This is a genomic window from Pseudomonas sp. S1_G07 (assembly GCF_054668565.1).
Genome location: NZ_CP162778.1, coordinates 1645480 through 1668656 on the forward strand (window position 1 = coordinate 1645480; position 23177 = coordinate 1668656).

Annotated in this window: 18 protein-coding genes, 2 tRNA genes and 1 pseudogene; 18 read left to right on the forward strand and 3 right to left on the reverse strand. The window is 60.9% G+C overall.

The annotated features are described in order from the left end of the window. Positions 1–60: 60 nt before the first annotated feature. Positions 61–1995: a methyl-accepting chemotaxis protein gene (locus AB4O05_RS07475; RefSeq protein WP_460131875.1), complete on the forward strand. Its 1935-nt coding sequence runs from the start codon at positions 61–63 to the stop codon at positions 1993–1995. 115 nt (positions 1996–2110) lie between these two features. Here the strand turns inward: AB4O05_RS07475 and AB4O05_RS07480 are convergent. Further along, positions 2111–2197: transfer RNA gene (locus tag AB4O05_RS07480), tRNA-Leu, on the reverse strand. Here AB4O05_RS07480 and AB4O05_RS07485 point away from each other — a divergent pair. Then, on the forward strand, positions 2172–2342 hold the full coding sequence (locus AB4O05_RS07485; RefSeq protein ID WP_460131874.1) for a hypothetical protein: 171 nt from the start codon (positions 2172–2174) through the stop codon (positions 2340–2342). The two genes, AB4O05_RS07480 and AB4O05_RS07485, sit on opposite strands and share 26 nt — an antisense overlap. An 8-nt stretch (positions 2343–2350) precedes the next feature. Here the strand turns inward: AB4O05_RS07485 and AB4O05_RS07490 are convergent. After that, a tRNA-Leu gene (locus tag AB4O05_RS07490) sits at positions 2351–2437 on the reverse strand. A 225-nt stretch (positions 2438–2662) separates the two neighbouring features. Between AB4O05_RS07490 and rnr the strand changes: the two genes are divergently transcribed. The 15 genes and pseudogenes from rnr to AB4O05_RS07565 all read left to right on the forward strand — a co-directional run bounded on the left by rnr (position 2663) and on the right by AB4O05_RS07565 (position 22021). Next, positions 2663–5293, forward strand: coding sequence for a ribonuclease R (rnr, locus tag AB4O05_RS07495; protein ID WP_460131873.1), 2631 nt, complete (start codon positions 2663–2665; stop codon positions 5291–5293). After that, positions 5290–6039 carry a 23S rRNA (guanosine(2251)-2'-O)-methyltransferase RlmB gene (gene rlmB, locus AB4O05_RS07500; protein WP_460131871.1) on the forward strand — a complete coding sequence of 250 codons (750 nt, stop codon included), beginning with the start codon at positions 5290–5292 and terminating at the stop codon, positions 6037–6039. Before rnr ends, rlmB begins: the two co-directional genes overlap by 4 nt. Before the next feature lie 207 nt (positions 6040–6246). Then, positions 6247–6669 carry a 30S ribosomal protein S6 gene (rpsF, locus tag AB4O05_RS07505; protein ID WP_003171371.1) on the forward strand — a complete coding sequence of 141 codons (423 nt, stop codon included), beginning with the start codon at positions 6247–6249 and terminating at the stop codon, positions 6667–6669. 29 nt (positions 6670–6698) lie between these two features. Next, positions 6699–6929 (forward strand): 30S ribosomal protein S18, encoded by a 231-nt coding sequence (gene rpsR / locus AB4O05_RS07510; RefSeq protein WP_003171373.1) that lies wholly within the window; start codon positions 6699–6701, stop codon positions 6927–6929. 36 nt (positions 6930–6965) lie between these two features. Then, the gene (locus tag AB4O05_RS07515; RefSeq protein ID WP_460131869.1) at positions 6966–7859 is read left to right on the forward strand and encodes a hypothetical protein; all 894 of its coding nucleotides are present in this window, start codon (positions 6966–6968) and stop codon (positions 7857–7859) included. An 18-nt stretch (positions 7860–7877) separates the two neighbouring features. After that, positions 7878–8324 carry a 50S ribosomal protein L9 gene (rplI, locus tag AB4O05_RS07520; RefSeq protein WP_003171376.1) on the forward strand — a complete coding sequence of 149 codons (447 nt, stop codon included), beginning with the start codon at positions 7878–7880 and terminating at the stop codon, positions 8322–8324. A gap of 110 nt (positions 8325–8434) precedes the next feature. After that, the gene (gene dnaB / locus AB4O05_RS07525; protein WP_024073091.1) at positions 8435–9832 is read left to right on the forward strand and encodes a replicative DNA helicase; all 1398 of its coding nucleotides are present in this window, start codon (positions 8435–8437) and stop codon (positions 9830–9832) included. Between the two features lie 96 nt (positions 9833–9928). After that, positions 9929–12232, forward strand: coding sequence for a YgiQ family radical SAM protein (locus tag AB4O05_RS07530; RefSeq protein WP_460131868.1), 2304 nt, complete (start codon positions 9929–9931; stop codon positions 12230–12232). Between the two features lie 222 nt (positions 12233–12454). After that, positions 12455–13372: an NAD synthetase gene (locus tag AB4O05_RS07535; protein ID WP_460131866.1), complete on the forward strand. Its 918-nt coding sequence runs from the start codon at positions 12455–12457 to the stop codon at positions 13370–13372. Beyond that, the gene (locus AB4O05_RS07540) at positions 13372–13815 is read left to right on the forward strand and encodes a hypothetical protein (protein ID WP_460131865.1); all 444 of its coding nucleotides are present in this window, start codon (positions 13372–13374) and stop codon (positions 13813–13815) included. The genes AB4O05_RS07535 and AB4O05_RS07540 overlap by 1 nt, the downstream gene beginning before the upstream one ends. Positions 13816–13872: 57 nt before the next feature. Beyond that, a pseudogene (locus AB4O05_RS07545) lies at positions 13873–14562 on the forward strand (NAD synthetase); the annotation flags it as partial. Further along, a complete protein-coding gene (locus AB4O05_RS07550) occupies positions 14559–15008 on the forward strand; it encodes a hypothetical protein (RefSeq protein ID WP_460131863.1) in 450 nt (149 codons plus the stop codon). The pseudogene AB4O05_RS07545 and the gene AB4O05_RS07550, both read left to right, overlap by 4 nt. A 187-nt stretch (positions 15009–15195) precedes the next feature. After that, on the forward strand, positions 15196–18486 hold the full coding sequence (locus AB4O05_RS07555; protein WP_460131862.1) for a transglutaminase family protein: 3291 nt from the start codon (positions 15196–15198) through the stop codon (positions 18484–18486). A gap of 158 nt (positions 18487–18644) precedes the next feature. After that, positions 18645–21131: a circularly permuted type 2 ATP-grasp protein gene (locus AB4O05_RS07560; RefSeq protein WP_460131861.1), complete on the forward strand. Its 2487-nt coding sequence runs from the start codon at positions 18645–18647 to the stop codon at positions 21129–21131. Next, positions 21131–22021 carry a transglutaminase family protein gene (locus AB4O05_RS07565; protein WP_460131860.1) on the forward strand — a complete coding sequence of 297 codons (891 nt, stop codon included), beginning with the start codon at positions 21131–21133 and terminating at the stop codon, positions 22019–22021. The genes AB4O05_RS07560 and AB4O05_RS07565 overlap by 1 nt, the downstream gene beginning before the upstream one ends. Positions 22022–22152: 131 nt before the next feature. Here the strand turns inward: AB4O05_RS07565 and AB4O05_RS07570 are convergent, their stop codons facing one another. Further along, entirely contained in the window at positions 22153–22335 is a 183-nt protein-coding gene (locus tag AB4O05_RS07570; protein WP_460131858.1) for a hypothetical protein, read from the reverse strand. Between the two features lie 332 nt (positions 22336–22667). Here AB4O05_RS07570 and azu point away from each other — a divergent pair, with 332 nt between their 5' ends. Beyond that, positions 22668–23114: an azurin gene (azu, locus tag AB4O05_RS07575; protein WP_460131856.1), complete on the forward strand. Its 447-nt coding sequence runs from the start codon at positions 22668–22670 to the stop codon at positions 23112–23114. Positions 23115–23177 lie beyond the last annotated feature (63 nt).

The following is a 23177-nucleotide window of genomic DNA, read 5'->3' on the forward strand; positions in this document are numbered from 1 at the left end:
TGTATTTCTCTCTTTCGCGGTGCTATCAAATTAATGGCACCCGTGGTGGAGGGATTACCGATGTCTGCCGTTCTCTCATTGTTACAAAGTCGGCTGCTGCGGCCGGTGTTCGTTACTCTAGGTATCGCTCTTTTGGTGCAGGTGCTGGTGGCGGTCGCTCTAACCCGGAGCACCGTGACCGCGTTGGAAGCTGATCTGGGCAGCCGCCTGGGGATTGACAGTCAGAAGCTGTCTGGCGAATTGGCTCAGGCCGGCAAGGAAGTCACCTCCAGTCTGGATAGTTTATCCACCAGCACCCGTCAGCGTCTGACGGCAGGGCTTTCCGCACGGTTGCAGGAAGAGCAGAAGCAATTGCGCGCGACCCTGGAAAAAGACCTGCACGACTCCGCCAATGATATGGCGCAGCTATTGGCTTCGGTGGCGCCTCGTGCCATGTGGGATAGCGACGTGCCGACGTTGTCGGAATTCGCCCGGCGCGCCCAGCGCAATCCCAATGTGCTGTTCGTGATCTACGACGATGCGGCTGGCGAGCACTTGACCCGTTACCTGAACCGCGAAAATCCGATCAACCAGATGCTGCTGGCCAAGGGTGCGGGTGATCGCGCCCTCGATAAAGTGCTGGACGCGGCCAAGACCGATCCGTCGGTGTACTACGTCGAAGCGTCCATCAGCCCGAATGGCGTGGAGATCGGCAAAGTCCGCATGGGGGTTTCGACCGCGTCGGTAGAGGCCGACCTGCAAGCGCTGGATAAGCGTTTTGCCGCCCTGATCGCCAGCGGTGATCAGTTGGTAGGTGACAGTCTCAAAGGCGCAGCCGCCGACAGCGCGGCCGCCATGGGCGCGCGTTTGCAGTCCGCGCAGGCCACCGCAACCCAGATGACCGCCAATACCTCCAGCGCTGTACAGGAGGCTGCCGGCACCTTGCGCTGGCGCATCGGCATGGGCCTGGCTCTGGTGGGATTCGGCGTGTTGCTGCTGCTGAGCATCGTGCTGGGCCGTCGTGTGGTCAATCGCTTGAAGCTCTTGATCGCGGCCATGGATGACCTGGCGGCGGGCGAGGGCGACCTCACCAAGCGCGTGCAGATCAGCAGCAAGGACGAAATCGGTGACATGGCCTCGGCGGTCAATCGCTTTGTGGATAAGTTACAGCCCATCGTGCGTGAGGCGGGCGATGTGGCCCAGCGTACCGGCGTGGAAATCGGCGCTATGACGCTGCGCAATGCCGGCGCCGACGCCGCCGCCGGCCTGCAGCGCGATGAAGTGGCCGAGAGCTTGCGTGCGCTGTCGCAAATGGCCGACGAGGCCCAGGCCGAAAGCCACGCGATGCAGGCTGCGTTGCAGCAGGTGGTAGATATTCGCCAGGCCACGGATGAAAACTCTCGTACCTCGGCCGAAGTCGGCAGTTTGATCGAGGCATTGGCGGGGCAGGTGCAGGCGGGCTCCCAGGTGATCGAGCGTCTGGCCCAGCAGAGCGAGCAGATCGAGGTGGTGCTGACGGTGATCCATGGCATTGCCGAGCAGACCAACTTGCTGGCCCTTAACGCGGCTATCGAGGCGGCGCGTGCCGGCGAGACCGGACGCGGCTTTGCGGTGGTGGCCGACGAAGTGCGCGCACTGGCGAGCAAAACCCAAAGTTCCACTGGGGACATCCAGGCGCATATCGTGGCGTTGCAGCAGGGCGCGCGTGAAGCCGTGGAAACCATCGGCAAGGCCGGGCGTCAGGCCAATGAGGGGTTGCTGGTGCTGCGCGACAGTGTGCGCTTGCAGCAGACTGTGCAGGCCTCGGTGGAGCAGGTACACGCGGCGATCGGTCTGGCTACCCGTGCGGCCGAGCACCAGGCTCAAGGCGCGCATGCGGTGCGTGGGCGAGTGGAAGTGATTCATGCCCAGGCAGAGCGTGCCGCGCAGGCAGTGGTGGAGACCACCGCCAGTGGCAAGGTGCTGGATGGGTTGGCGGCGCAGTTGAAGGCGAGTCTGGGGCAGTTCAGGGCTTGATATCGACTGTTTGCGAAGGCCGTTTCAGCGGCTCGGGTACATCCGAGCCGTAAGCGGGGGCGATTTTTTAATCCCTGAAACGAAAAAACCCGCTTTCGCGGGTTTGATCTGAATATGGTGCCCAGGAGAAGACTCGAACTTCCACGACCTTGCGATCACCAGCACCTGAAGCTGGCGTGTCTACCAATTTCACCACCTGGGCATTATCAGGCAACGTTGCCGCTGCTGATGGGGCGAACTATACGGCGGGCTTTTTGATCTGTAAACCCCTGATTCAAAAAAATAAATCGAGATTAACGTTAAAAATCAAAGGCCTGAAACGAAAAAACCCGCTTTTGCGGGTTTGATCTGAATGTGGTGCCCAGAAGAAGACTCGAACTTCCACGGCCTTGCGGCCACCAGCACCTGAAGCTGGCGTGTCTACCAATTTCACCATCTGGGCAGTATCTTCAACGTTGCCGTCGTCGATGGCGCGCACTATACGCAGAGGCATTTTAGCTGTAAACCCCTGCTATCAAAAAAGCCTGGAAAATTTCGTCCGTGGTCGTGCAAGGTGTGCGCGCAGGGCCATAAAGGGCTTTTAAAGGGCTTGTTGATGCCTGAAATTTCCCGTTTCAATACGCGTATGCCAAACTAACCCGCATATAGACAAGGTGAAAACTCTCTAATGGCCGATTGGCAGTCCCTCGATCCCGAGGCCGCTCGTGAAGCGGAAAAATATGAAAACCCTATTCCTAGCCGCGAACTGATCCTGGCGCACCTCGCCGATCGAGGTTCGCCTGCTAGCCGCGAGCAGCTGGTTGAAGAGTTCGGTCTGACCACCGAAGACCAGCTCGAAGCCCTGCGCCGCCGTTTGCGTGCCATGGAGCGCGATGCTCAACTGATCTATACCCGTCGTGGTACTTACGCGCCGGTAGATAAGCTTGACCTGATCCTTGGCCGCATCGCCGGTCACCGGGATGGTTTCGGCTTCCTGATCCCGGACGACGGCAGTGACGACCTGTTCATGAGCCCGGCGCAAATGCGCCTGGTGTTCGATGGCGACCGTGCGCTGGCGCGCGTGTCCGGCCTGGACCGTCGCGGTCGCCGTGAAGGCGTGATCGTCGAAGTGGTGTCCCGTGCCCATGAGTCCATCGTTGGCCGCTACTTCGAAGAGGGCGGTATCGGCTTCGTAGTGCCGGATAACCCGAAGGTCCAGCAGGAAGTGCTGATTACCCCGGGCCGCAATGGCGCCGCCAAGGTCGGTCAGTTTGTCGAGGTGAAAATCACCCACTGGCCAACCGCGCGCTTCCAGCCACAGGGCGATATCGTTGAAGTGGTCGGCAACTACATGGCGCCGGGCATGGAAATCGACGTTGCGCTGCGCACCTACGATATTCCTCACGTCTGGCCCGAGGCCGTGCTCAAGGAAGCCGCCAAGCTCAAGCCGGAAGTCGAAGAAAAAGACAAAGAAAAACGCATCGACCTGCGCCATCTGCCGTTCGTCACCATCGACGGCGAAGATGCCCGCGACTTCGACGATGCGGTCTACTGCGAAGCCAAGCCAGGCAAACTGCGCCTGTTCTCCGGCGGCTGGAAGTTGTTCGTCGCGATTGCCGACGTGTCCAGCTATGTGAAAATCGGTTCGGCCCTGGATAACGAAGCCCAGGTACGCGGCAACTCCGTGTATTTCCCTGAGCGCGTGATCCCGATGCTGCCCGAGCAGCTCTCCAACGGCCTGTGCTCCCTGAACCCGAAAGTCGACCGCTTGGCCATGGTGTGCGAGATGACCATCTCGAAAACCGGCGAAATGACCGACTACCAGTTCTACGAAGCGGTGATCCACTCCCAGGCGCGCCTGACCTACAACAAGGTCAGCACTATCCTGGAAACGCCGAAGACCAGCGAAGCCAAGGTTTTGCGCGGCGAATACGCCGGTGTGGTACCGCACCTCAAGCAGCTTTACGCGCTGTACAAGGTGTTGCTGGGCGCGCGTCATGTGCGTGGCGCGATCGATTTTGAAACCCAGGAAACCCGGATTGTCTTCGGTTCCGAGCGCAAGATCGCGGCAATCACCCCGACGACGCGTAATGATGCACACAAGCTGATCGAAGAATGCATGCTGGCGGCCAACGTGGCCACCGCTGAATTCCTCAAGAAACACGAGATTCCTGCGTTGTACCGCGTGCACGACGGCCCGCCACCGGAGCGCCTGGAAAAACTGCGCGCTTTCCTCGGCGAACTCGGCCTGTCCCTGCACAAAGGCAAGGACGGCCCGACGCCGAAGGACTATCAGGCGTTGCTGGCCAGTATCAAGGACCGACCGGATTACCATGTGATCCAGACCGTGATGCTGCGCTCGTTGAGCCAGGCGGTGTACAGCGCCGACAATCAGGGCCACTTCGGCCTGAATTACGAGGCGTACACCCACTTCACTTCGCCGATCCGTCGTTACCCGGACTTGCTCACGCACCGCGCAATCCGCAGCGTGATCCATTCCAAGCAGAACACTCCGCACGTCAAGCGCGCTGGGGCCATGACCATTCCGAAGGCGCGGATCTACCCGTACGACGAAGCGGCCCTGGAGCAGTTGGGCGAGCAGTGCTCAATGAGCGAACGCCGCGCCGACGAAGCCACCCGTGACGTGGTGAACTGGCTCAAGTGCGAGTTCATGAAGGACCGCGTGGGCGAATCGTTCCCGGGCGTGATCACTGCCGTGACCGGCTTTGGCCTGTTCGTCGAGTTGACCGACATCTACGTCGAAGGCCTGGTGCATGTCACTGCATTGCCGGGTGACTACTACCACTTCGATCCCGTGCATCACCGCCTGGCGGGCGAGCGCACCGGTCGCAGCTTCCGTTTGGGCGATACCGTGGAAGTGCAGGTCATGCGCGTCGACCTCGACGAGCGCAAGATCGACTTCGGCATGCCTGACAAACCCGCCGAACCGACTGGCCGTAAAAAGCGTGGCAGCGACACCGCAGCGCCTGCGACCAAGGGCAAAGGTGCGCCTGCAAAAACAGCAGAGCCTGCGCCGGCCAAGACTACGGGGCGCCGTTCGTCTGCCAAGGACAAGGCCCCCGAAGCCTACCGCCCAAGCGATGCAGCGGCGAAAAACGCCGAGCTGCGCAAAAGCCGCGAGTTGAAGCAGCAGTTGCTCAACGAAGCCAAAAGCGGTGGTAAAGCGGCGTCTGGGGGAAAGTCCCAAGGGGCGGAAAAACCGTCGAGCAAGCCAAGTAAACACCGAAAAGGCCCGCCCAAAGCGGGTTCGGCCCCGGCCAGAAGCGGCGGGTCGCGCAAACCTAAGGCCAAGTCATGAGTCTGGAAAAAATCTACGGCGTCCACGCCGTAGAAGCACTGCTGCGTCACCACCCTAAGCGCGTCAAGCAAGTGTGGCTGGCGGAAGGTCGCAGCGAGCCGCGCGTGCAAGCGCTGGTCGAACTGGCCACCCAAAATAAGGTTGCCATCGGCCAGGCCGAGCGTCGTGAAATGGACGTGTGGGTCGAAGGCGTTCACCAGGGCGTGGTCGCCGATGTAAGCCCCAGCCAGGTCTGGGGCGAGGCCATGCTCGACGAACTGCTCGACCGCACCGAAGGCGCGCCGCTGCTGCTGGTGCTGGATGGCGTAACCGATCCGCACAACCTCGGCGCCTGCCTGCGTTCGGCGGATGCGGCCGGCGCGCTGGCCGTGATCGTGCCTAAAGACAAGTCGGCCACCCTGACGCCGGTGGTGCGTAAAGTGGCCTGCGGCGCGGCGGAAGTGATTCCGCTGGTGGCCGTGACCAACCTGGCGCGCACCCTGGAGAAGCTCCAGCAGCGCGGCTTGTGGGTCGTGGGCACGGCGGGGGAGGCCGAGGTCAGCATTTATGACCAGGACCTTACCGGCCCGACCATCCTGATCATGGGCGCCGAAGGCAAAGGCATGCGCCGTCTGACCCGTGAGCATTGCGATTACCTGGTGCATCTGCCGATGGCGGGCAGCGTCAGCAGCTTGAACGTGTCGGTTGCTACCGGTGTGTGCCTGTTCGAGGCCCAGCGTCAGCGGGCCGCTACGCGAAAGCGATAAGCCTCCAGCTAAAAGCTGCAAGTTAAAGCAAGGTGGTTGACCACTTGTAGCTTGCAGCTTGCAGCTTCCCCCCTGCTCCTCTACTATTGCGCCCCTTGCCCACCTGGCAGGCACCTATGTGCCTCCCCTGCGGCAAGATCCATAAGTGTCATTCACTCCTTGTCTGACCGTTTTTGAGCGGCAGGCTACAACCCGTAAGGAGCATTCATGCGTCATTACGAAATCATCTTTTTGGTCCACCCGGATCAAAGCGAGCAAGTCGGCGGCATGGTTGAGCGTTACACCAAGCTGATCGAAGAAGACGGCGGCAAAATCCACCGTCTGGAAGATTGGGGCCGTCGTCAACTGGCCTACGCAATCAACAATGTTCACAAGGCTCACTACGTGATGCTGAACGTTGAGTGCACTGGCAAGGCCCTGGCCGAGCTGGAAGACAACTTCCGCTACAACGATGCAGTGATCCGTAACCTGGTCATCCGTCGCGAAGAAGCCGTTACCGGCCAATCCGAGATGCTCAAGGCTGAAGAAAACCGCAGTGAGCGCCGTGAGCGTCGCGACCGTCCTGAGCACGAAGGCGCTGATAGCGCTGACAGTGATGACAGCGACAGCAGCGATAACGCTGACGAGTAATCCACGGACCTTATTAAGGAGCCTATCAAATGGCACGTTTCTTCCGTCGTCGTAAGTTTTGCCGCTTCACCGCTGAAGAAGTGAAGGAGATCGATTACAAAGATCTCAACACTCTGAAAGCCTACGTATCCGAGACCGGCAAAATCGTTCCAAGCCGTATCACCGGTACCAAAGCACGTTATCAGCGTCAGCTGGCCACCGCTATCAAGCGCGCCCGCTTCCTGGCCCTGCTGGCCTACACCGACAGCCACGGCCGCTGAGACCGGGCAGTCGACAAGTAGTAAGGGATTGAATGCATGCGCGCCTTAGCTGAGTTCATCATGCGCGGTCGTGTGCAGGCCACTCTGGTAGTGGCTGGCTGTGCGGCATTGCCGTTGCTTTATTGGTTGGGTGCTGCCGCAGGTTGCCTTGTGCTGCTGCGGCGCGGTTTGAAGGACGCCGCTGGCGTTCTTGCCCTGGGATTGTTGCCAGCCTTGATCTGGTGGCTGCAATTGGGTGATCCACGGGTACTTCTGGTACTGCTGGGGTCATCGAGCCTTGCGTTGGTTTTACGCGCAAGTGAGTCCTGGGTCCGTACGCTGCTCGTCAGCGTGGCATTGGGGTTGGTGTACTCAGTGATGCTTGGCGCGGCTTTCCGCCCGCAAATCGAAGCGCTGGCGCAGGAGATCGTCAAGATCCTGCCGCTGGCTCTCGGGGATCTCTACCAGCAGTTGTCGGTAGATGAGCGAGCGCGGTTTGCGTCACTGATTGCCCCGGTCCTGACCGGCCTGATTGCGGCATTGTTGCAGGTCGTCAGCGTGCTGAGCCTGATTCTTGGGCGTTATTGGCAGGCGTTGTTGTACAACCCGGGTGGTTTTGGTCGCGAGTTTCGCAGTATCAGAATCCCCGCGGGGCCGGCGATGTTGCTGCTGGCGTGCATGGTTGTCGGGCCGAACTTCGGCCCACAGATGGCCTTGCTGGCGCCGATTTGCAGTGTACCGCTGGTGTTTGCCGGGCTGGCCCTGATTCACGGGCTCGCGGCGCAGAAGCGCCTGGCCAAGTTTTGGCTGGTGGGGTTGTACGTCACGCTGTTGCTGTTCATGCAGCTGATCTATCCGTTACTCGTGGTTTTGGCCATTGTCGACGGCCTGATTGATTTTCGCGGTCGTCTGGCGTCGAAAGACGCCGATAACGCGAACGGTGAAGGTTAAAAGTTAGAGGATTTTCACATGCAACTGATCCTTCTGGAAAAAGTCGCCAACCTGGGCAACCTGGGCGACAAAGTGAACGTTAAGGCCGGCTACGGTCGTAACTACCTGCTGCCATACGGCAAAGCCACCGCTGCAACCGCTGCCAACCTGGCTGCGTTTGAAGAGCGTCGTGCCGAGCTGGAAAAAGCAGCAGCAGACAAAAAAGCTTCGGCCGAAACTCGCGCTGCCCAACTGGCTGAGCTGGAAGTGACTATCACTGCCACCGCCGGTGACGAAGGCAAGCTGTTCGGTTCGATCGGCACCCACGACATCGCTGATGCACTGACCGCCTCCGGCGTTGAAGTGCAGAAGAGCGAAGTTCGTCTGCCGAACGGCACCATCCGCAACGTAGGCGAATTCGACGTAGCCGTGCACCTGCACGCCGAAGTTGAAGCCACCGTACGCGTTGTCGTGGTAGCCGCTTAAGCAGCACCTAACTGACTGGCACCTGGCGTGTCAGGCAGTTAACATCGGGCACGATCCTGTTTACAGGTCGTGCCTTTTGTTTTTCTACAACCCCCAAATTCCAAGTGGCCATGAACGATATTTCAGCTCCCGAGCAATACGATCTGCAAACCGCTGCCCTGAAGGTGCCGCCGCATTCCATCGAGGCCGAACAGGCTGTGCTCGGTGGCTTGATGCTGGATAACAACGCCTGGGAACGCGTGCTGGATCAAGTCTCGGACGGTGACTTCTATCGCCATGACCACCGCCTGATCTTCCGCGCCATCGCCAAGCTGGCCGACCAGAACTCGCCGATCGACGTGGTGACCCTGGCCGAGCAGCTCGACAAGGAAGGCCAGACCTCCCAGGTCGGCGGCCTCGGTTACCTCGGCGAGCTGGCGAAAAACACGCCATCTGTCGCCAACATCAAGGCCTATGCCCAGATCGTCCGCGAGCGCGCGACCTTGCGCCAGTTGATCGGCATCAGCACCGAAATCGCCGACAGCGCCTTCAACCCCGAAGGCCGCACCGCTGCCGAGATCCTCGACGAAGCCGAGCGCCAGATCTTCCAGATCGCCGAAGCGCGACCAAAGACCGGCGGCCCGGTCAGCGTCAACGACCTGCTGACCAAGGCCATCGACCGAATCGACACCTTGTTCAACACCGACAATTCCATCACCGGTATTTCCACCGGTTACACCGACCTCGACGAGAAGACCAGCGGCCTGCAGCCGGCCGACTTGATTATCGTCGCCGGTCGTCCATCCATGGGTAAGACCACCTTTGCGATGAACCTGGTGGAAAACGCCGTGTTGCGCAGCGACAAGACGGTGCTGGTGTACTCCCTGGAGATGCCAGGTGAATCGCTGATCATGCGTATGCTCTCGTCCCTCGGCCGTATCGACCAGACCAAGGTGCGTGCCGGTCGCCTCGAAGATGACGATTGGCCGCGTCTGACCTCGGCGGTCAACCTGCTCAATGACCGCAAGCTGTTCATTGATGACACCGCCGGTATCAGCCCCTCGGAAATGCGCGCGCGTACTCGCCGCCTGGTGCGTGAACACGGCGACATCGCCCTGATCATGATCGACTACCTGCAACTGATGCAGATCCCCGGTTCCAGCGGCGACAACCGGACCAACGAGATTTCCGAGATTTCACGCTCGTTGAAAGCCCTGGCCAAGGAATTCAACTGCCCGGTGGTGGCGCTGTCCCAGCTCAACCGTTCCCTGGAGCAACGTCCCAACAAGCGCCCGGTGAACTCCGACTTGCGCGAATCCGGAGCGATCGAGCAGGACGCCGACGTCATCATGTTCGTGTACCGCGACGAGGTGTATCACCCGGAAACCGAACACAAGGGCATTGCCGAGATCATCATCGGCAAGCAGCGTAACGGCCCCATTGGTTTTATCCGCCTGGCGTTCATCGGTAAGTACACGCGTTTCGAGAATCTGGCACCGGGCAGCTACAACTTCGACGACGACGAATAACCCTTGCGCTCAATTCCGACCATTACCGTCGGAATTGGTCAAATTTTGTGCTATATTCCGCGCCCGCGATTTTCCATCTCAACACCGGTCACCGTCATGCAAACAGCCAAGCCGTTATTTGACTATCCCAAGTACTGGGCCGAATGTTTCGGTCCAGCGCCATTCCTGCCCATGAGCAGGGAGGAGATGGATCAGCTTGGCTGGGATTCGTGCGACATCATCATCGTCACCGGTGATGCCTACGTGGACCACCCGTCGTTCGGCATGGCGATCATCGGCCGGCTGCTGGAGTCCCAGGGCTTCCGCGTCGGGATCATCGCGCAGCCGAACTGGCAGTCCAAAGACGATTTCATGAAGCTCGGCGAGCCGAACCTGTTCTTCGGCGTCGCGGCCGGCAACATGGATTCGATGATCAACCGCTACACCGCCGACAAGAAAATCCGTTCCGACGACGCCTACACTCCTGGCGGCATGGCCGGCAAACGCCCGGACCGCGCCAGCCTGGTGTACAGCCAGCGTTGCAAGGAAGCCTACAAGAACGTGCCGATCGTGCTCGGCGGCATCGAAGCCTCCCTGCGCCGCATCGCCCACTACGACTACTGGCAGGACCGTGTGCGCAACTCGATCCTGATCGACGCCACCGCCGACATCCTCCTGTACGGCAACGCCGAGCGGGCCATCGTCGAAGTGGCCCAGCGCCTGTCGTGGGGCCACAAGATCGAAGACATCACCGATGTGCGCGGCACCGCGTTCATCCGTCGCGATACGCCAGCCGGCTGGTACGAAGTGGACTCCACGCGTATCGACCGTCCAGGCAAGGTCGACAAGATCATCAACCCCTATGTGAACACCCAGGACACCCAGGCCTGCGCCATCGAGCAGGAAAAGGGCCCGGTTGAAGATCCTCAGGAAGCCAAGGTCGTGCAGATCCTGGCCAGCCCGCGCATGACCCGCGACAAGACCGTGATCCGCCTGCCGTCGGTGGAAAAGGTCCGTGGCGATGCGGTGCTGTATGCCCACGCCAACCGCGTGTTGCACCTGGAAACCAACCCAGGCAACGCCCGCGCCCTGGTGCAGAAGCACGGTGAGGTGGACGTGTGGTTCAACCCGCCGCCCATCCCGATGACCACCGAAGAAATGGACTACGTGTTCGGCATGCCTTACGCCCGTGTGCCGCACCCGGCGTACGGCAAGGAAAAGATCCCGGCCTACGACATGATCCGCTTCTCGGTGAACATCATGCGTGGCTGCTTTGGCGGCTGTACCTTCTGCTCGATCACCGAGCACGAAGGCCGCATCATCCAGAACCGTTCCGAAGAGTCGATCATTCGTGAGATCGAAGAGATCCGCGACAAAGTGCCAGGCTTTACCGGCGTGATCTCCGACCTCGGCGGTCCGACCGCGAACATGTACCGCATCGCCTGCAAGAGCCCGGAAATCGAATCCGCGTGCCGCAAGCCGTCGTGCGTGTTCCCTGGCATCTGCCCGAACCTGAACACTGACCACTCGTCGTTGATCCAGCTGTACCGCAGCGCCCGTGCCTTGCCGGGTGTGAAGAAGATCCTGATCGCCTCCGGCCTGCGCTACGACCTCGCCGTGGAGTCGCCGGAATACGTCAAGGAGCTGGTCACCCACCACGTCGGTGGTTACCTGAAGATCGCCCCGGAACACACCGAGGAAGGTCCGCTCAACCAGATGATGAAACCGGGCATCGGCAGCTATGACAAGTTCAAGCGCATGTTCGAGAAGTACACCAAGGAAGCGGGCAAGGAGCAGTACCTGATTCCTTACTTCATCGCCGCCCACCCCGGCACCACCGATGAAGACATGATGAACCTGGCCCTGTGGCTCAAGGGCAACGGCTTCCGTGCCGACCAGGTGCAGGCGTTCTACCCGTCGCCGATGGCCACCGCCACCGCGATGTACCACTCGGGCAAGAACCCGCTGCGCAAGGTCACTTACAAGAGCGACGCGGTCACCATCGTCAAGAGCGAAGAACAGCGCCGTCTGCATAAGGCGTTCCTGCGCTACCACGACCCTAAAGGCTGGCCGATGCTGCGCGAGGCGCTGACCCGCATGGGCCGCGCCGACCTGATCGGGCCGGGCAAGGACCAGTTGATCCCACTGCACCAGCCGAGCACCGACAGCTACCAGAGTGCCCGTCGCAAGAACTCGACGCCGGCCGGCAGCCACAAGGTCGCGAAGGAAACGACGACCAAAATCCTCACCCAGCACACCGGCCTGCCGCCTCGTGGCAGCGACGGCAGCAACCCGTGGGACAAGCGCGAACAAGCCAAGGCCGCCGCGCAGGCGCGCAACAAGCAGGCGGCCAAAGAACGCAGTGATGCGGCCAAGGGCAAGGGCGGCAAGCCTGCGCGCAAGCCGGTCGTGCCGCGTTGATCGCAGCTTGAATATGCAAAACGCCAGCCTCGTGCTGGCGTTTTGCTTTCTAGCCGCTGAGTAGGTCGTTTGTTAAGGTGGCGCCCATTAGATCGCCATCGCGAGCAAGCCCGCTCCCACAGCTGACCGAGTTCCAGCATGAGAATGCGATCGAATGTGTGTGCGGGCTTGCTCGCGATGGCGTCAGTTCAGTCATCACCCATTTCAAGGAAGATCACCCCCATGGGCAACCCCCTGGCCGGCATCGGCATGGACTCCAACCGTTCCCAGTTCATGGCGCGCCAGCGCATCGAAAGCCAGATCAACCTGCCACGCCTGTTTGCGGCCATCGATGCCGATCCAGGTATCGTTGGCGCAGGCGTCGTATACATCGACGCCGACTTCAACGTCATTACCCTGCGCGAATTCAAGCCCATCTGCAGCATCAAGCCCAAGCGCATCATTTTGCGTGAAGCGCAGAAGTACATAGCCCCCGCGCAGTTTGCCGATCAGGTGACCAACAATCCGCGTGAGTCTCGGCTCGTGGGAGAGGCCGTCAATACGACGTTGTCTTGTGCCGGCGCGATTCTGGGTTGGGTTGTGGTGTTCAGCGGCACTGTCGCCGTACCGTTCACAGGCGGCGCGAGCCTGGTGGTGGCGGGCCTGGGCGCCACCGCTGCGGCGGCCAGTACCGCGCAGTGCGTGGTCGGAGGCATGAGAACGTTCAACGAACTCAACGACCCGACCGCCAACGACGATATGGACAACGAGGAATGGTATCGCTATGCAATGCCGGTATTGGACGCGGCCTCGCTGTTGGGCGCCGGCGCCTCTACCTTGACGACTGTTCGACTGTTGCAGGCTCGAAAAGCAACGACAGGTAGAAGCTGGTACGAGCTGTCCAAGGGTTTGACCCGCCAGCAACGTAAGGCGCTCACCAAAGAGTTGCTAAGCCTGAAAGACCCAAGCCTGAGCAATAAGCTGCTGAAGTTGCGCCAGCGCTCCGGTGAATTGGTGAAGCGCTATTCGGCGACCGAGATCAATCACGCGACTATTACGCAGATCAGGGACTCCCTCGGTGCCGCTATCGGTTTCACCGGGAGTGCTTTGTCCGGCAACATTCGAACCATTGCAGTGGGGTTGTACGAGGAGCTTGAGTGATGGTGCGCCAAGTCTCGTTAAAAGCTTTTTTGGCTGAGTATTTCCCCGCGTTTATTTGTGCATTTTTCCTTGCCTGTTTTTCCCTGTCCGCTGCCATTTCATTGGCATCCAGTACCTTTTTTCGCGGTGAACCAGAGCGAGCGCGTTACTCCTTTGTGGCGGCGGTTGTCTTGGGGCTGCTCTTGGCGGTCAGCCACTTTGTCATGATCAGGGGCAAAACCTGGGGCGTTTGGGCCATCGTCGCCTTCTACGTGGTGTGTTTTTTGATCGTATTACCGACCTATGGCTATCGGCCGCATATGGCCGCCTATGCCATTGGGTTGCTGTTTCCAATGCTGGGACTGTTGTTGCTCAACAGTAAACGCCATCGGGAAATGCGCCGTCAGCTCCTGGAAATCCGCCACCTGCGTGAAGCCATGAGCGCAAAGCACAAGGCCCGCTGACTGGGTGGTTCGCCACCCAGCCTCGCACGCTCGCTATAAATATGTGCAGCGTGTGCAGCGCAGAAGTACATTGCGCCAACGCAGTTTGCTCAACATGTCGTGAGCAATCCTCGAGAATCGCGACTGATTGGCGAAGCCGTGAATACCGGACTTTCCTGCTTGGGGGCTGTCATCAGTTGGGCTGCGATCGCCAGTGGAACAATTCTGGTGCCTTTCAGCGCCGGCGCCAGTTCCGTCATCGTTGTGGTGGGGTATGCGGCTGCCGGCGCAAGTTCGCTTCAGTGTTTCAACGGCATTGCCCGAACAGCGCTGGAAGTCGCTAAACCTGAGATTAAAGACCAGCTCGACAGTGAAGGCTGGTACCAGAATGCTTCCATTGTGCTGGACGCAGTATCCCTGGCAGGCGTGGGCGCCTCGTCCCTGACGACGGTCAAGCTGGTTAGGGCCGCCACTGCATCGACGGGTAAGAGCCTGCGTGAAGTGCTTCGCGGTTTGAATCGCCAGGAAAGAGCCAAGCTGACGAAAGAGCTGCTGAGCATCAACCATCCCAGCTTGACCGCGAAGATGCTCAAATTGAGACAGGCCTCGGGCGAACTCACCAAGCGTTTCACCCCTACGCAGCTCAAGCACAGCACAACTACCCAGATCAAAGACGTCCTGGGCGCAAGCGTTGGGTTCGGCGGGAGTGCGTACTCCGGGAACGTCAATACCATCGCGATAGGGTTGTACGAGGAAATAAGCGAATGAGCGAGTTAATGACGCTGCGAGACTTTTTCAGGCATTACTTTCTGACGTTTCTTGGCGGCGTATTCGCTGCGTACTTTTCGTTGGCGTTGGCTGTGGCGCTGGCGTTCGTCACCTATTTTCGTGATGCGCCGATGGCTCAAGTGGGACTCAAAATCATGTCTGCCGGGGCGCTGCTCATTCTGTTGACGGTCCATAGTAACTTTATGATTTTGCGGGGCCGACCCTCCTGGGTGTGGGTAATGGTCGGTATCTACGTCGCCTGTCTACTGTTTGTAGTTCCGATGGTTCAATTCCAGCCTCACAAAGTTCTTTATGGGTTGGCGCTGTTATTCCCATTGCTCGGATTATTGACACTTAACAGCAACGTTCAACGAGAGATGCGCAAAAAACTGTCCGAGATACGCCACCTGCGCCAAGCCGCAATCGCAAAGCGCAAAACCCGTTGATTGGGTAGATTCACCACCCATCCTCACACTGGCGCCACAAATGTGTGCAGCTCTTGCACCGTGGCACGTACGTTGGCGCCGTTTTGGTGCTGTACTGCACCGGGTCTTACGATAAAGCGCAATGACCGCCGCTCTGGCATAAGTCTTGCGCGCTTCGTGTCCATGCCCTGGCTCGCAGGAGGCCGCCGTGTCGATTCATGTCGCGTTGCACCACGTTACGCATTACCGCTACGACCGCGCTGTCGAACTCGGCCCGCAGATCGTGCGTTTGCGCCCGGCGGCCCATAGCCGCACGCGGATTTTGTCCTACGCGCTCAAAGTGCTGCCCGAGCAGCACTTCATCAATTGGCAGCAGGACCCTCAGGGTAATTACCTGGCGCGCCTGGTGTTCCCGGAAAAAACCGACGAGTTACGCATCGAAGTCGACCTGGTCGCCGAGATGGCGGTGTTCAACCCGTTCGACTTTTTCCTCGAACCTTACGCCGAGAAAATCCCCTTCATCTACGCCGCCGATGAGCAGCGTGAGCTGGCGCCGTACCTGGAAACCCTGCCGCTGACGCCGAAGTTCGCCGCCTATCTGGCCGCTATCGATCGTACGCCGTTGCCGGCCGTGGACTTTCTGGTAGGCCTCAACCAGCGCCTGGCCAACGACATCGGCTACCTGATCCGCATGGAGCCGGGTGTGCAGACCCCGGAATTCACCCTGGAAAACGCCTCCGGCTCGTGCCGTGATTCGGCCTGGTTGCTGGTGCAACTGCTGCGCAACCTGGGCTTGGCGGCGCGATTTGTATCGGGCTACTTGATTCAGCTGACCGCCGACGTCAAAGCCCTCGATGGCCCGTCCGGCACCGAAGTGGACTTCACTGACCTGCATGCCTGGTGCGAAGTGTATTTGCCCGGTGCCGGCTGGATCGGCCTGGATGCCACCTCCGGGTTGTTCGCCGGTGAAGGCCATATCCCGTTGGCCTGCAGTCCCGATCCCTCGTCCGCCGCGCCGATCAGCGGGTTGGTGGAACCGTGCGAGTGCGAATTTACCCACGAGATGTCGGTGGAGCGCATCTGGGAAGCGCCACGGGTCACCAAGCCTTATACCGAAGAACAATGGCTGGCGATCCAGGCCCTGGGCCGGCAGATCGACGGCGATCTGCTCAAGCACGACGTACGCCTGACCATGGGCGGCGAGCCGACCTTCGTGTCCATCGACGACCCCGACGGCGCCGAGTGGAACACCGCTGCCCTTGGCCCGGACAAGCGTCGCCTGTCCGCCGAGCTGTTCCAGCGCATGCGCAAGCACTACGCCCCCCAGGGGCTGGTGCACTTCGGCCAGGGCAAGTGGTACCCCGGCGAGCAACTGCCGCGTTGGTCGCTCAATTGCTATTGGCGGCGCGACGGCGTACCGATCTGGCACAACAGCGCGCTGATTGCCGATGAGCAACAGGATTACGGCGCCGATGGCGCGCTGGCCGGGCGCTTCCTGGCCAGCGTCGCCGAGCGTCTCAAGCTACCGGCTCGCTTTGTGTTCCCGGCCTTTGAAGACAACTTCTACTACCTGTGGCGCGAAGGCGCGCTGCCGCAAAACGTCACCGCCCAGGACCCGCGCCTGAGCGATGAGCTGGAGCGCGAACGCCTGCGCAAAGTGTTCAGCCAGGGCCTGGATAAAGTCATCGGCCACGTGCTGCCGCTGGCGCGCACGGCGGCCAATGACCGCTGGCAGAGCGGTCGCTGGTACCTGCGCGACAACCACTGCCGCCTGGTGCCGGGTGATTCGCCGCTGGGCTATCGCCTGCCGCTGGCTTCGCAGCCCTGGGTGACGGCGGCGGAATATCCCTTTGTGCATCCGACCGACCCTAATCAGGATCAACCGCCATTGCCGACCGGCGCCCAGCTGCAAAGCCACGCAGAGCCTGCGCCGAGCGATGAGCGTGTGCCAAAGGTGGACGAGTCCGCCGATTGGCTGACCCGCACCGCGCTATGCGCCGAAGCACGGGAAGGGCGCCTGTACCTGTTCATGCCGCCTCTGGAGCGTGTCGAAGACTACCTGGAGCTGGTGGCCGCCATCGAAGCCACCGCTGAGGAGTTGCATTGCCCGGTGCTGCTGGAAGGCTACGAGCCACCGTTCGATATGCGCCTGAGCAACTTCCGGGTGACGCCGGACCCAGGTGTGATCGAGGTCAACGTGCAACCGTCCGCCACCTGGGACGAACTGGTGGAGCGCACCGAATTCCTCTACGAAGAGGCTCGGCAAACCCGCCTGACCACCGAGAAGTTCATGATCGACGGCCGCCACACCGGTACCGGCGGCGGTAACCACTTCGTGCTGGGGGGCGCCACGCCCAAGGATTCACCGTTTCTGCGGCGCCCCGATTTGCTGCGCAGCCTGATCAGCTACTGGCATAACCACCCGTCGCTGTCCTACCTGTTTTCCGGCCTGTTTATCGGCCCGACCTCCCAGGCGCCACGGGTGGATGAAGCGCGTAACGATGCGCTGTATGAGCTGGAAATCGCCTTCGCACAGATGCCCGCCCCCGGTGAAGAATGCCCGCCGTGGTTGGTGGACCGCCTGCTGCGCAACCTGTTGATCGACGTGACGGGCAACACCCACCGCGCCGAATTTTGCATCGACAAGCTCTACTCGCCCGACGGCGCCACAGGCCGCCTGGGTCTGCTGGAGTTGCGCGCCTTTGAAATGCCGCCCCATGCGCGCATGAGCCTTGCCCAGCAATTGCTGTTGCGCGCCTTGGTTGCGCGCTTCTGGCGCGAGCCCTATGCACCGCCAAAACTGGCGCGCTGGGGCACCGAGCTGCATGATCGCTTCCTGTTGCCGCACTTTATCGAGCAGGATTTCGCCGACGTCATTGTCGAACTCAACGCCGCCGGCTACCCGCTGCGCGCCGAGTGGTTTGCCGCGCACCTGGCGTTCCGTTTCCCCAAGGTCGGCGACTACGCCGTCAGCGGCATCGAACTGGAACTGCGCCAGGCCCTTGAGCCTTGGCATGTATTGGGCGAGGAGGGCGCGGCGGGTGGCACGGTGCGTTATGTGGATTCGTCCTTGGAGCGCCTGCAAGTGAAGCTGACCGGTCTGCCGTCGCAGCGCTACCTGCTGACCTGCAACGGCATTCCGGTGCCGCTGCAACCGACTGGCCGTGTGGGCGAGTTTGTCGCCGGTGTGCGCTATCGCGCCTGGCAACCGGCCAACTGTCTGCAACCGACCATCCCAGTTCATGCGCCGTTGGTGTTCGACCTGCTCGATACCTGGATGCAGCGTTCGCTGGGCGGCTGCCAATACCATGTGGCCCATCCGGGAGGGCGTAATTACGACAGCTTGCCGGTGAATGCCAATGAAGCGGAAAGTCGGCGCATGGCGCGGTTCTTCCGCCTGGGGCATAGTCCAGGCAAGCTCCCGGTGCCGGCCTTGGTGGTGAACGATGAGTTGCCGATGACCTTGGATCTACGGCGTTTCCCAAAAAATAAGGAATGAACGCGAGCCAAATGTGCGAGTTGGCTTGCCGGCGATAGCGGCGTATCAGTCATCAATAATATCGACTGAGCCATGGTTATTGCAGGCAAGCCAGCTCCCACATTGGATTGCAGTGAATTTGAGTTAATCTGAGCCCCCTTTGCCCTGCCGAGCGTTACATGTCCGACTTGCTCGACCGTTACCCGCTGACCGCGGGCACTTATCACGAACTGCTCGACGACAGCGGTGCGGTGCGTGCCCATTGGCAACGCTTGCTGGATCACCTGCAACGCAGCACCCCCGCGCAACTGGCCCAGCGCCAGGCGCTGCTGACGCGGCAGATCCAGGAGAACGGCGTGACCTACAACGTCTACGCCGACCCCAAGGGCGCCGACCGCCCATGGGAGCTGGACCTGCTGCCCCATGTGCTGGCCGCCGATGAGTGGCGGCAGTTGTCGGCCGGTATTGCCCAGCGTGCGCGCCTGCTCAATGCCGTGCTCGCCGATCTCTACGGCCCGCAACGCCTGATCAAGGAAGGTTTGCTGCCGGCTGAGCTGGTGTTCGGGCATAACAACTTTTTGTGGCCGTGCCAGGGTATCCAACCGCCCGACGGTGCTTTCCTGCACCTCTATGCCGTGGACCTGGCGCGTACCCCCGATGGCCGCTGGTGGGTGACGGCCGACCGTACGCAGGCACCCTCGGGCGCCGGTTACGCCCTGGAAAACCGCACCATCGTGTCCCGCGCCTTCCCGGACCTGTACCGTGATCTGCAGGTGCAGCACCTGACCGGTTTCTTCCGCACGCTCCAGGAAACCCTGGCCCGCCAGGCGCCCAGCGACAACCAGCCGCCGCTGATCGTGCTGCTCACTCCCGGGCGTTTCAACGAAAGCTATTTCGAACACCTGTACCTCGCCCGCCAGCTTGGTTACCCGCTGGTGGAGGGGGGCGACCTGACCGTGCGTGACAGCACTGTGTTCCTCAAGACCCTCAGTGGCCTGCGCCGGGTACACGCGATCATGCGTCGCCTGGACGACGACTTCTGCGACCCGCTGGAGCTGCGCACCGACTCGGCCCTGGGCGTACCCGGCCTGCTGGATGCCGTGCGCCAAGGGAACGTGCTGGTGGCCAACGCGTTGGGCAGCGGGGTATTGGAATCTCCCGGTCTGCTCGGCTTCCTGCCGAAGATCAACGAGTTTTTGTTTGGTGAGCAACTGATCCTGCCGTCCATCGCCACCTGGTGGTGCGGTGAAGCGCCGGTGCTCGCCGAAGCCCTGGAGAAACTGCCGGAGTTGCTGATCAAGCCGGCGTTCCCGTCGCAAAGCTTCGCCCCGGTATTCGGCCGCGACTTGAACCACGAACAACGCCAGGCCCTGGCCGACCGCATGCGTGCGCGGCCCTATGCGTATGTCGCCCAGGAGTTGGCGCAACTGTCCCAGGCGCCGGTGTGGCATACCGTGGATGACCATCTGCAACACCGCGCCATTGGCATGCGTGTGTACGCCGTAGCCAGTGATGACGGTTACCGCGTGCTGCCCGGCGGCCTGACCCGTGTGGCGGCCGACGCCGATGCCGAAGTGGTGTCGATGCAGCGCGGCGGTGCGAGCAAGGACACCTGGGTGCTCGGCGAGCGTGCCGCCGGTGGTGAGCAATGGCGCGCCCAGCGCTCGATTGGCGCCCAGGACCTGGTGCGCCGCGACCCTTACTTGCCGTCACGCGTGGTGGAAAACCTGTTCTGGTTCGGCCGCTACTGCGAACGCTGTGATGACAGCGCGCGCTGGCTGCGTATCGTGCTGGCGCGTTATGTCGACGGCGACGATCCGCTGGCGTTGCAGGCGGCGGTAGAGCTGGGTGAAAACCTGCGCCTGCTGCCGGAAGAAGGCGAATTGCCCGAGCGCCTGCTCGCCGCCTTGCTCGGTGATGACTGGCCGTCGAGCCTGCGCGCCAACCTGCAGCGCCTGCAGTGGGCCGCGTCCCAGGTGCGCGGCAAGTTATCCCGGGAAAACTGGCAGGCCTTGGTAGAGCTGCAACGCGAAGCCCTGGAGCTGGAAAGCGAGACCCCGGATTTTGGCCAGTTGCTGGATTTCCTCAACCGCCTGGTGATGTCCCTCGCGGCGCTGTCCGGCTTTGCCCTGGACGACATGACCCGCGACGAAGGCTGGCGCTTTTTGATGATGGGCCGGCGTATCGAGCGTCTGCAGTTCCTCAGCAGCAGCCTTGCCGCATTCCTGCGCGGCGTGGCGGTATTCGATCAGGCCGGGTTGGACTGGTTGCTGGAGCTGGGCAACAGCAGCATCACTTACCGCTCGCGCTACCTGGCGGTGCCGCAATTGATCCCGGTGCTCGACCTGTTGCTGCTCGACGAGCAGAACCCCCATGCGGTGCTGTTCCAGCTCAAACTGGTGAACCGCACCCTGCGTCGTCTCAATGACGACTTCGGTGTGCCTCGGGAAACCGGCCTGGCTCCCTTGGTGGAGGGCCTCGCGCGTTTCGACCTGGGTTGCCTGGAAAACGCGTTGTTTGGTGAACCCAGTGTGCGCGCCGCGTTGGATGGCCTGGCCGACCTGCTGCAAGCGGTGGCCGATGAAAGCGGGCAAGTGTCGGATCGCCTGGCGTTACGCCATTTTGCCCATGTGGATGATGTCAGCCAGCAAACGGTGTCGGTGTGATGAGTGCGCGCTACCAGATTTTTCACGATACCCATTACCACTACGACAGCCCGGTGTCCCTGGCCCAGCAGCTCGCGCATTTGTGGCCGCGACCATGCGCCTGGCAGCGTTGCAGCGCGCAGCAACTGGATATCAGCCCGCAGCCGTCGTCACGCCGTGATGAGCTGGACGTCTTCGGCAACCCCATAACCCGCCTGGCCTTCGAACGGCCCCACGATGAATTGCTGGTCAACGCCGCGCTCACCGTGGAAGTGCTGGTGCGCCCGGTGCTGGATTTCCAACAGTCGCCCGCCTGGGACCAGACCCGCGACAGCCTGACCTACACCAGCCAGCCGCTGTCACCTGAGCTGATCGAAGCCTGCCGCTATCGCTTCGAATCGCCCTACGTGCACCTGAAGAAAACCTTTGTCGAGTTCTCCGAAAGCTGTTTCCCGCCCGGCGAGCCGTTGCTGCTGGGCGTGCAGGCGTTGATGGAAAAGATTTTCAGCGAATTCACCTTCGATGCCGAAGCCACCCAGGTCGCCACGCCGCTGGTGGAAGTGCTGGAGCGCCGTCGCGGCGTGTGCCAGGACTTCGCCCACCTGATGCTCGCCTGCCTGCGCTCGCGGGGCCTGGCGGCGCGGTATATCAGCGGCTACCTGCTCACCCAGCCACCGCCCGGCCAGCCACGCCTGATCGGCGCCGATGCGTCCCATGCGTGGGTCTCGGTATTTTGCCCGGTGGCGGGTTGGGTCGATTTTGATCCGACCAATAACGTGCAGCCGGCACTGGAGCACATCACCCTGGCCTGGGGCCGGGATTTTTCCGATGTGTCGCCGTTGCGCGGGGTGATTCTGGGAGGAGGGAGCCATGACCCCGAGGTGCGGGTGACGGTGATGCCGCTGGTGTAGGAGCGAGGGGGACGCCTAGTTCTTGCTCGCGAAGAACCTGAGGGCGCCGCGTTGATCCTGGCTTCCCGCGTTATCGTTGACGTTCTTCGCGAGCAAGAACTAGGCGTCCCCCTCGCTCCTACAGTAAATAATTATTCAGCCGGATCTTTTGGTGTTTCAGTCTCGTCGTTCGTTTCTTCAGCATCGACGTCCGGGTTCAGTGCGCCCGCTTCTTCGTCTGCAGCGGCTTTCTTGCGTTGCAGCTTTTCCTCTTTCTTCTGTTCCTTGGCCAAGTCTCTCTGACGTTTGGCGAAGGAGTAATTAGGTTTGGCCATGGGCGATCCTCTAGGGTCGAAGGTGAGGGTGGCGGCGCGCAGCTGCCTTGGGTCGTCATGGTAGCAGCTTCAAGGTGTGCTTGGCCTTCACTTACCGCAGGCGTAGGCGGCCAGCAGGCCGTTGAACAGTTGGTTGAGGTGCATGGCTGTGGCTCCAATGGGTGATGGGCCGATCATAGGCGGTGGGCGGCACTTTGGCTGGTTGATTGTGTCGATAGGTCTGATAGCCTAAAGTTGTATACAATTTGTTGATTCAGATCATAGGAGTCCTTGCCCGCCTCAGGCACCCTTGTCGCAATAAGCGCTTTTTAAACCCCGCCCTGGAGATTCACATGTTTGCCAAACTCGTTGCTGTTTCCCTGCTGACATTGGCCAGTGGCCAGTTGTTTGCCGCAGAGTGCAATGTCACCGTCGACTCCACTGACCAGATGTCCTTCAACACCAAGGAAATCGTGATCGACAAAAGCTGCAAGACGTTCACCGTGAACCTGGAACACTCGGGCAGCGCGCCGAAAAGCGTCATGGGGCATAACTGGGTGCTGACCAGCGCTGCCAACATGCAACCGGTTGCGACTGATGGCATGGCTGCTGGCATCGATAAGAATTACCTGAAAGAAGGCGATGACCGCATCATCGCCCACACAAAGGTCATCGGTGCCGACGAGAAAGATTCAGTGACCTTCGATGTGTCGAAACTGGCCGCCGGTACGGACTATGCGTTCTTCTGCTCGGTCCCAGGCCACATCTCGATTATGAAAGGCACTGTGGTCGTCAAGTAATCAAGCGTTCGCTCTTCCTGTAGGAGCGAGCTTGCTCGCGAAAAGCGCAATAACACCGCGTTC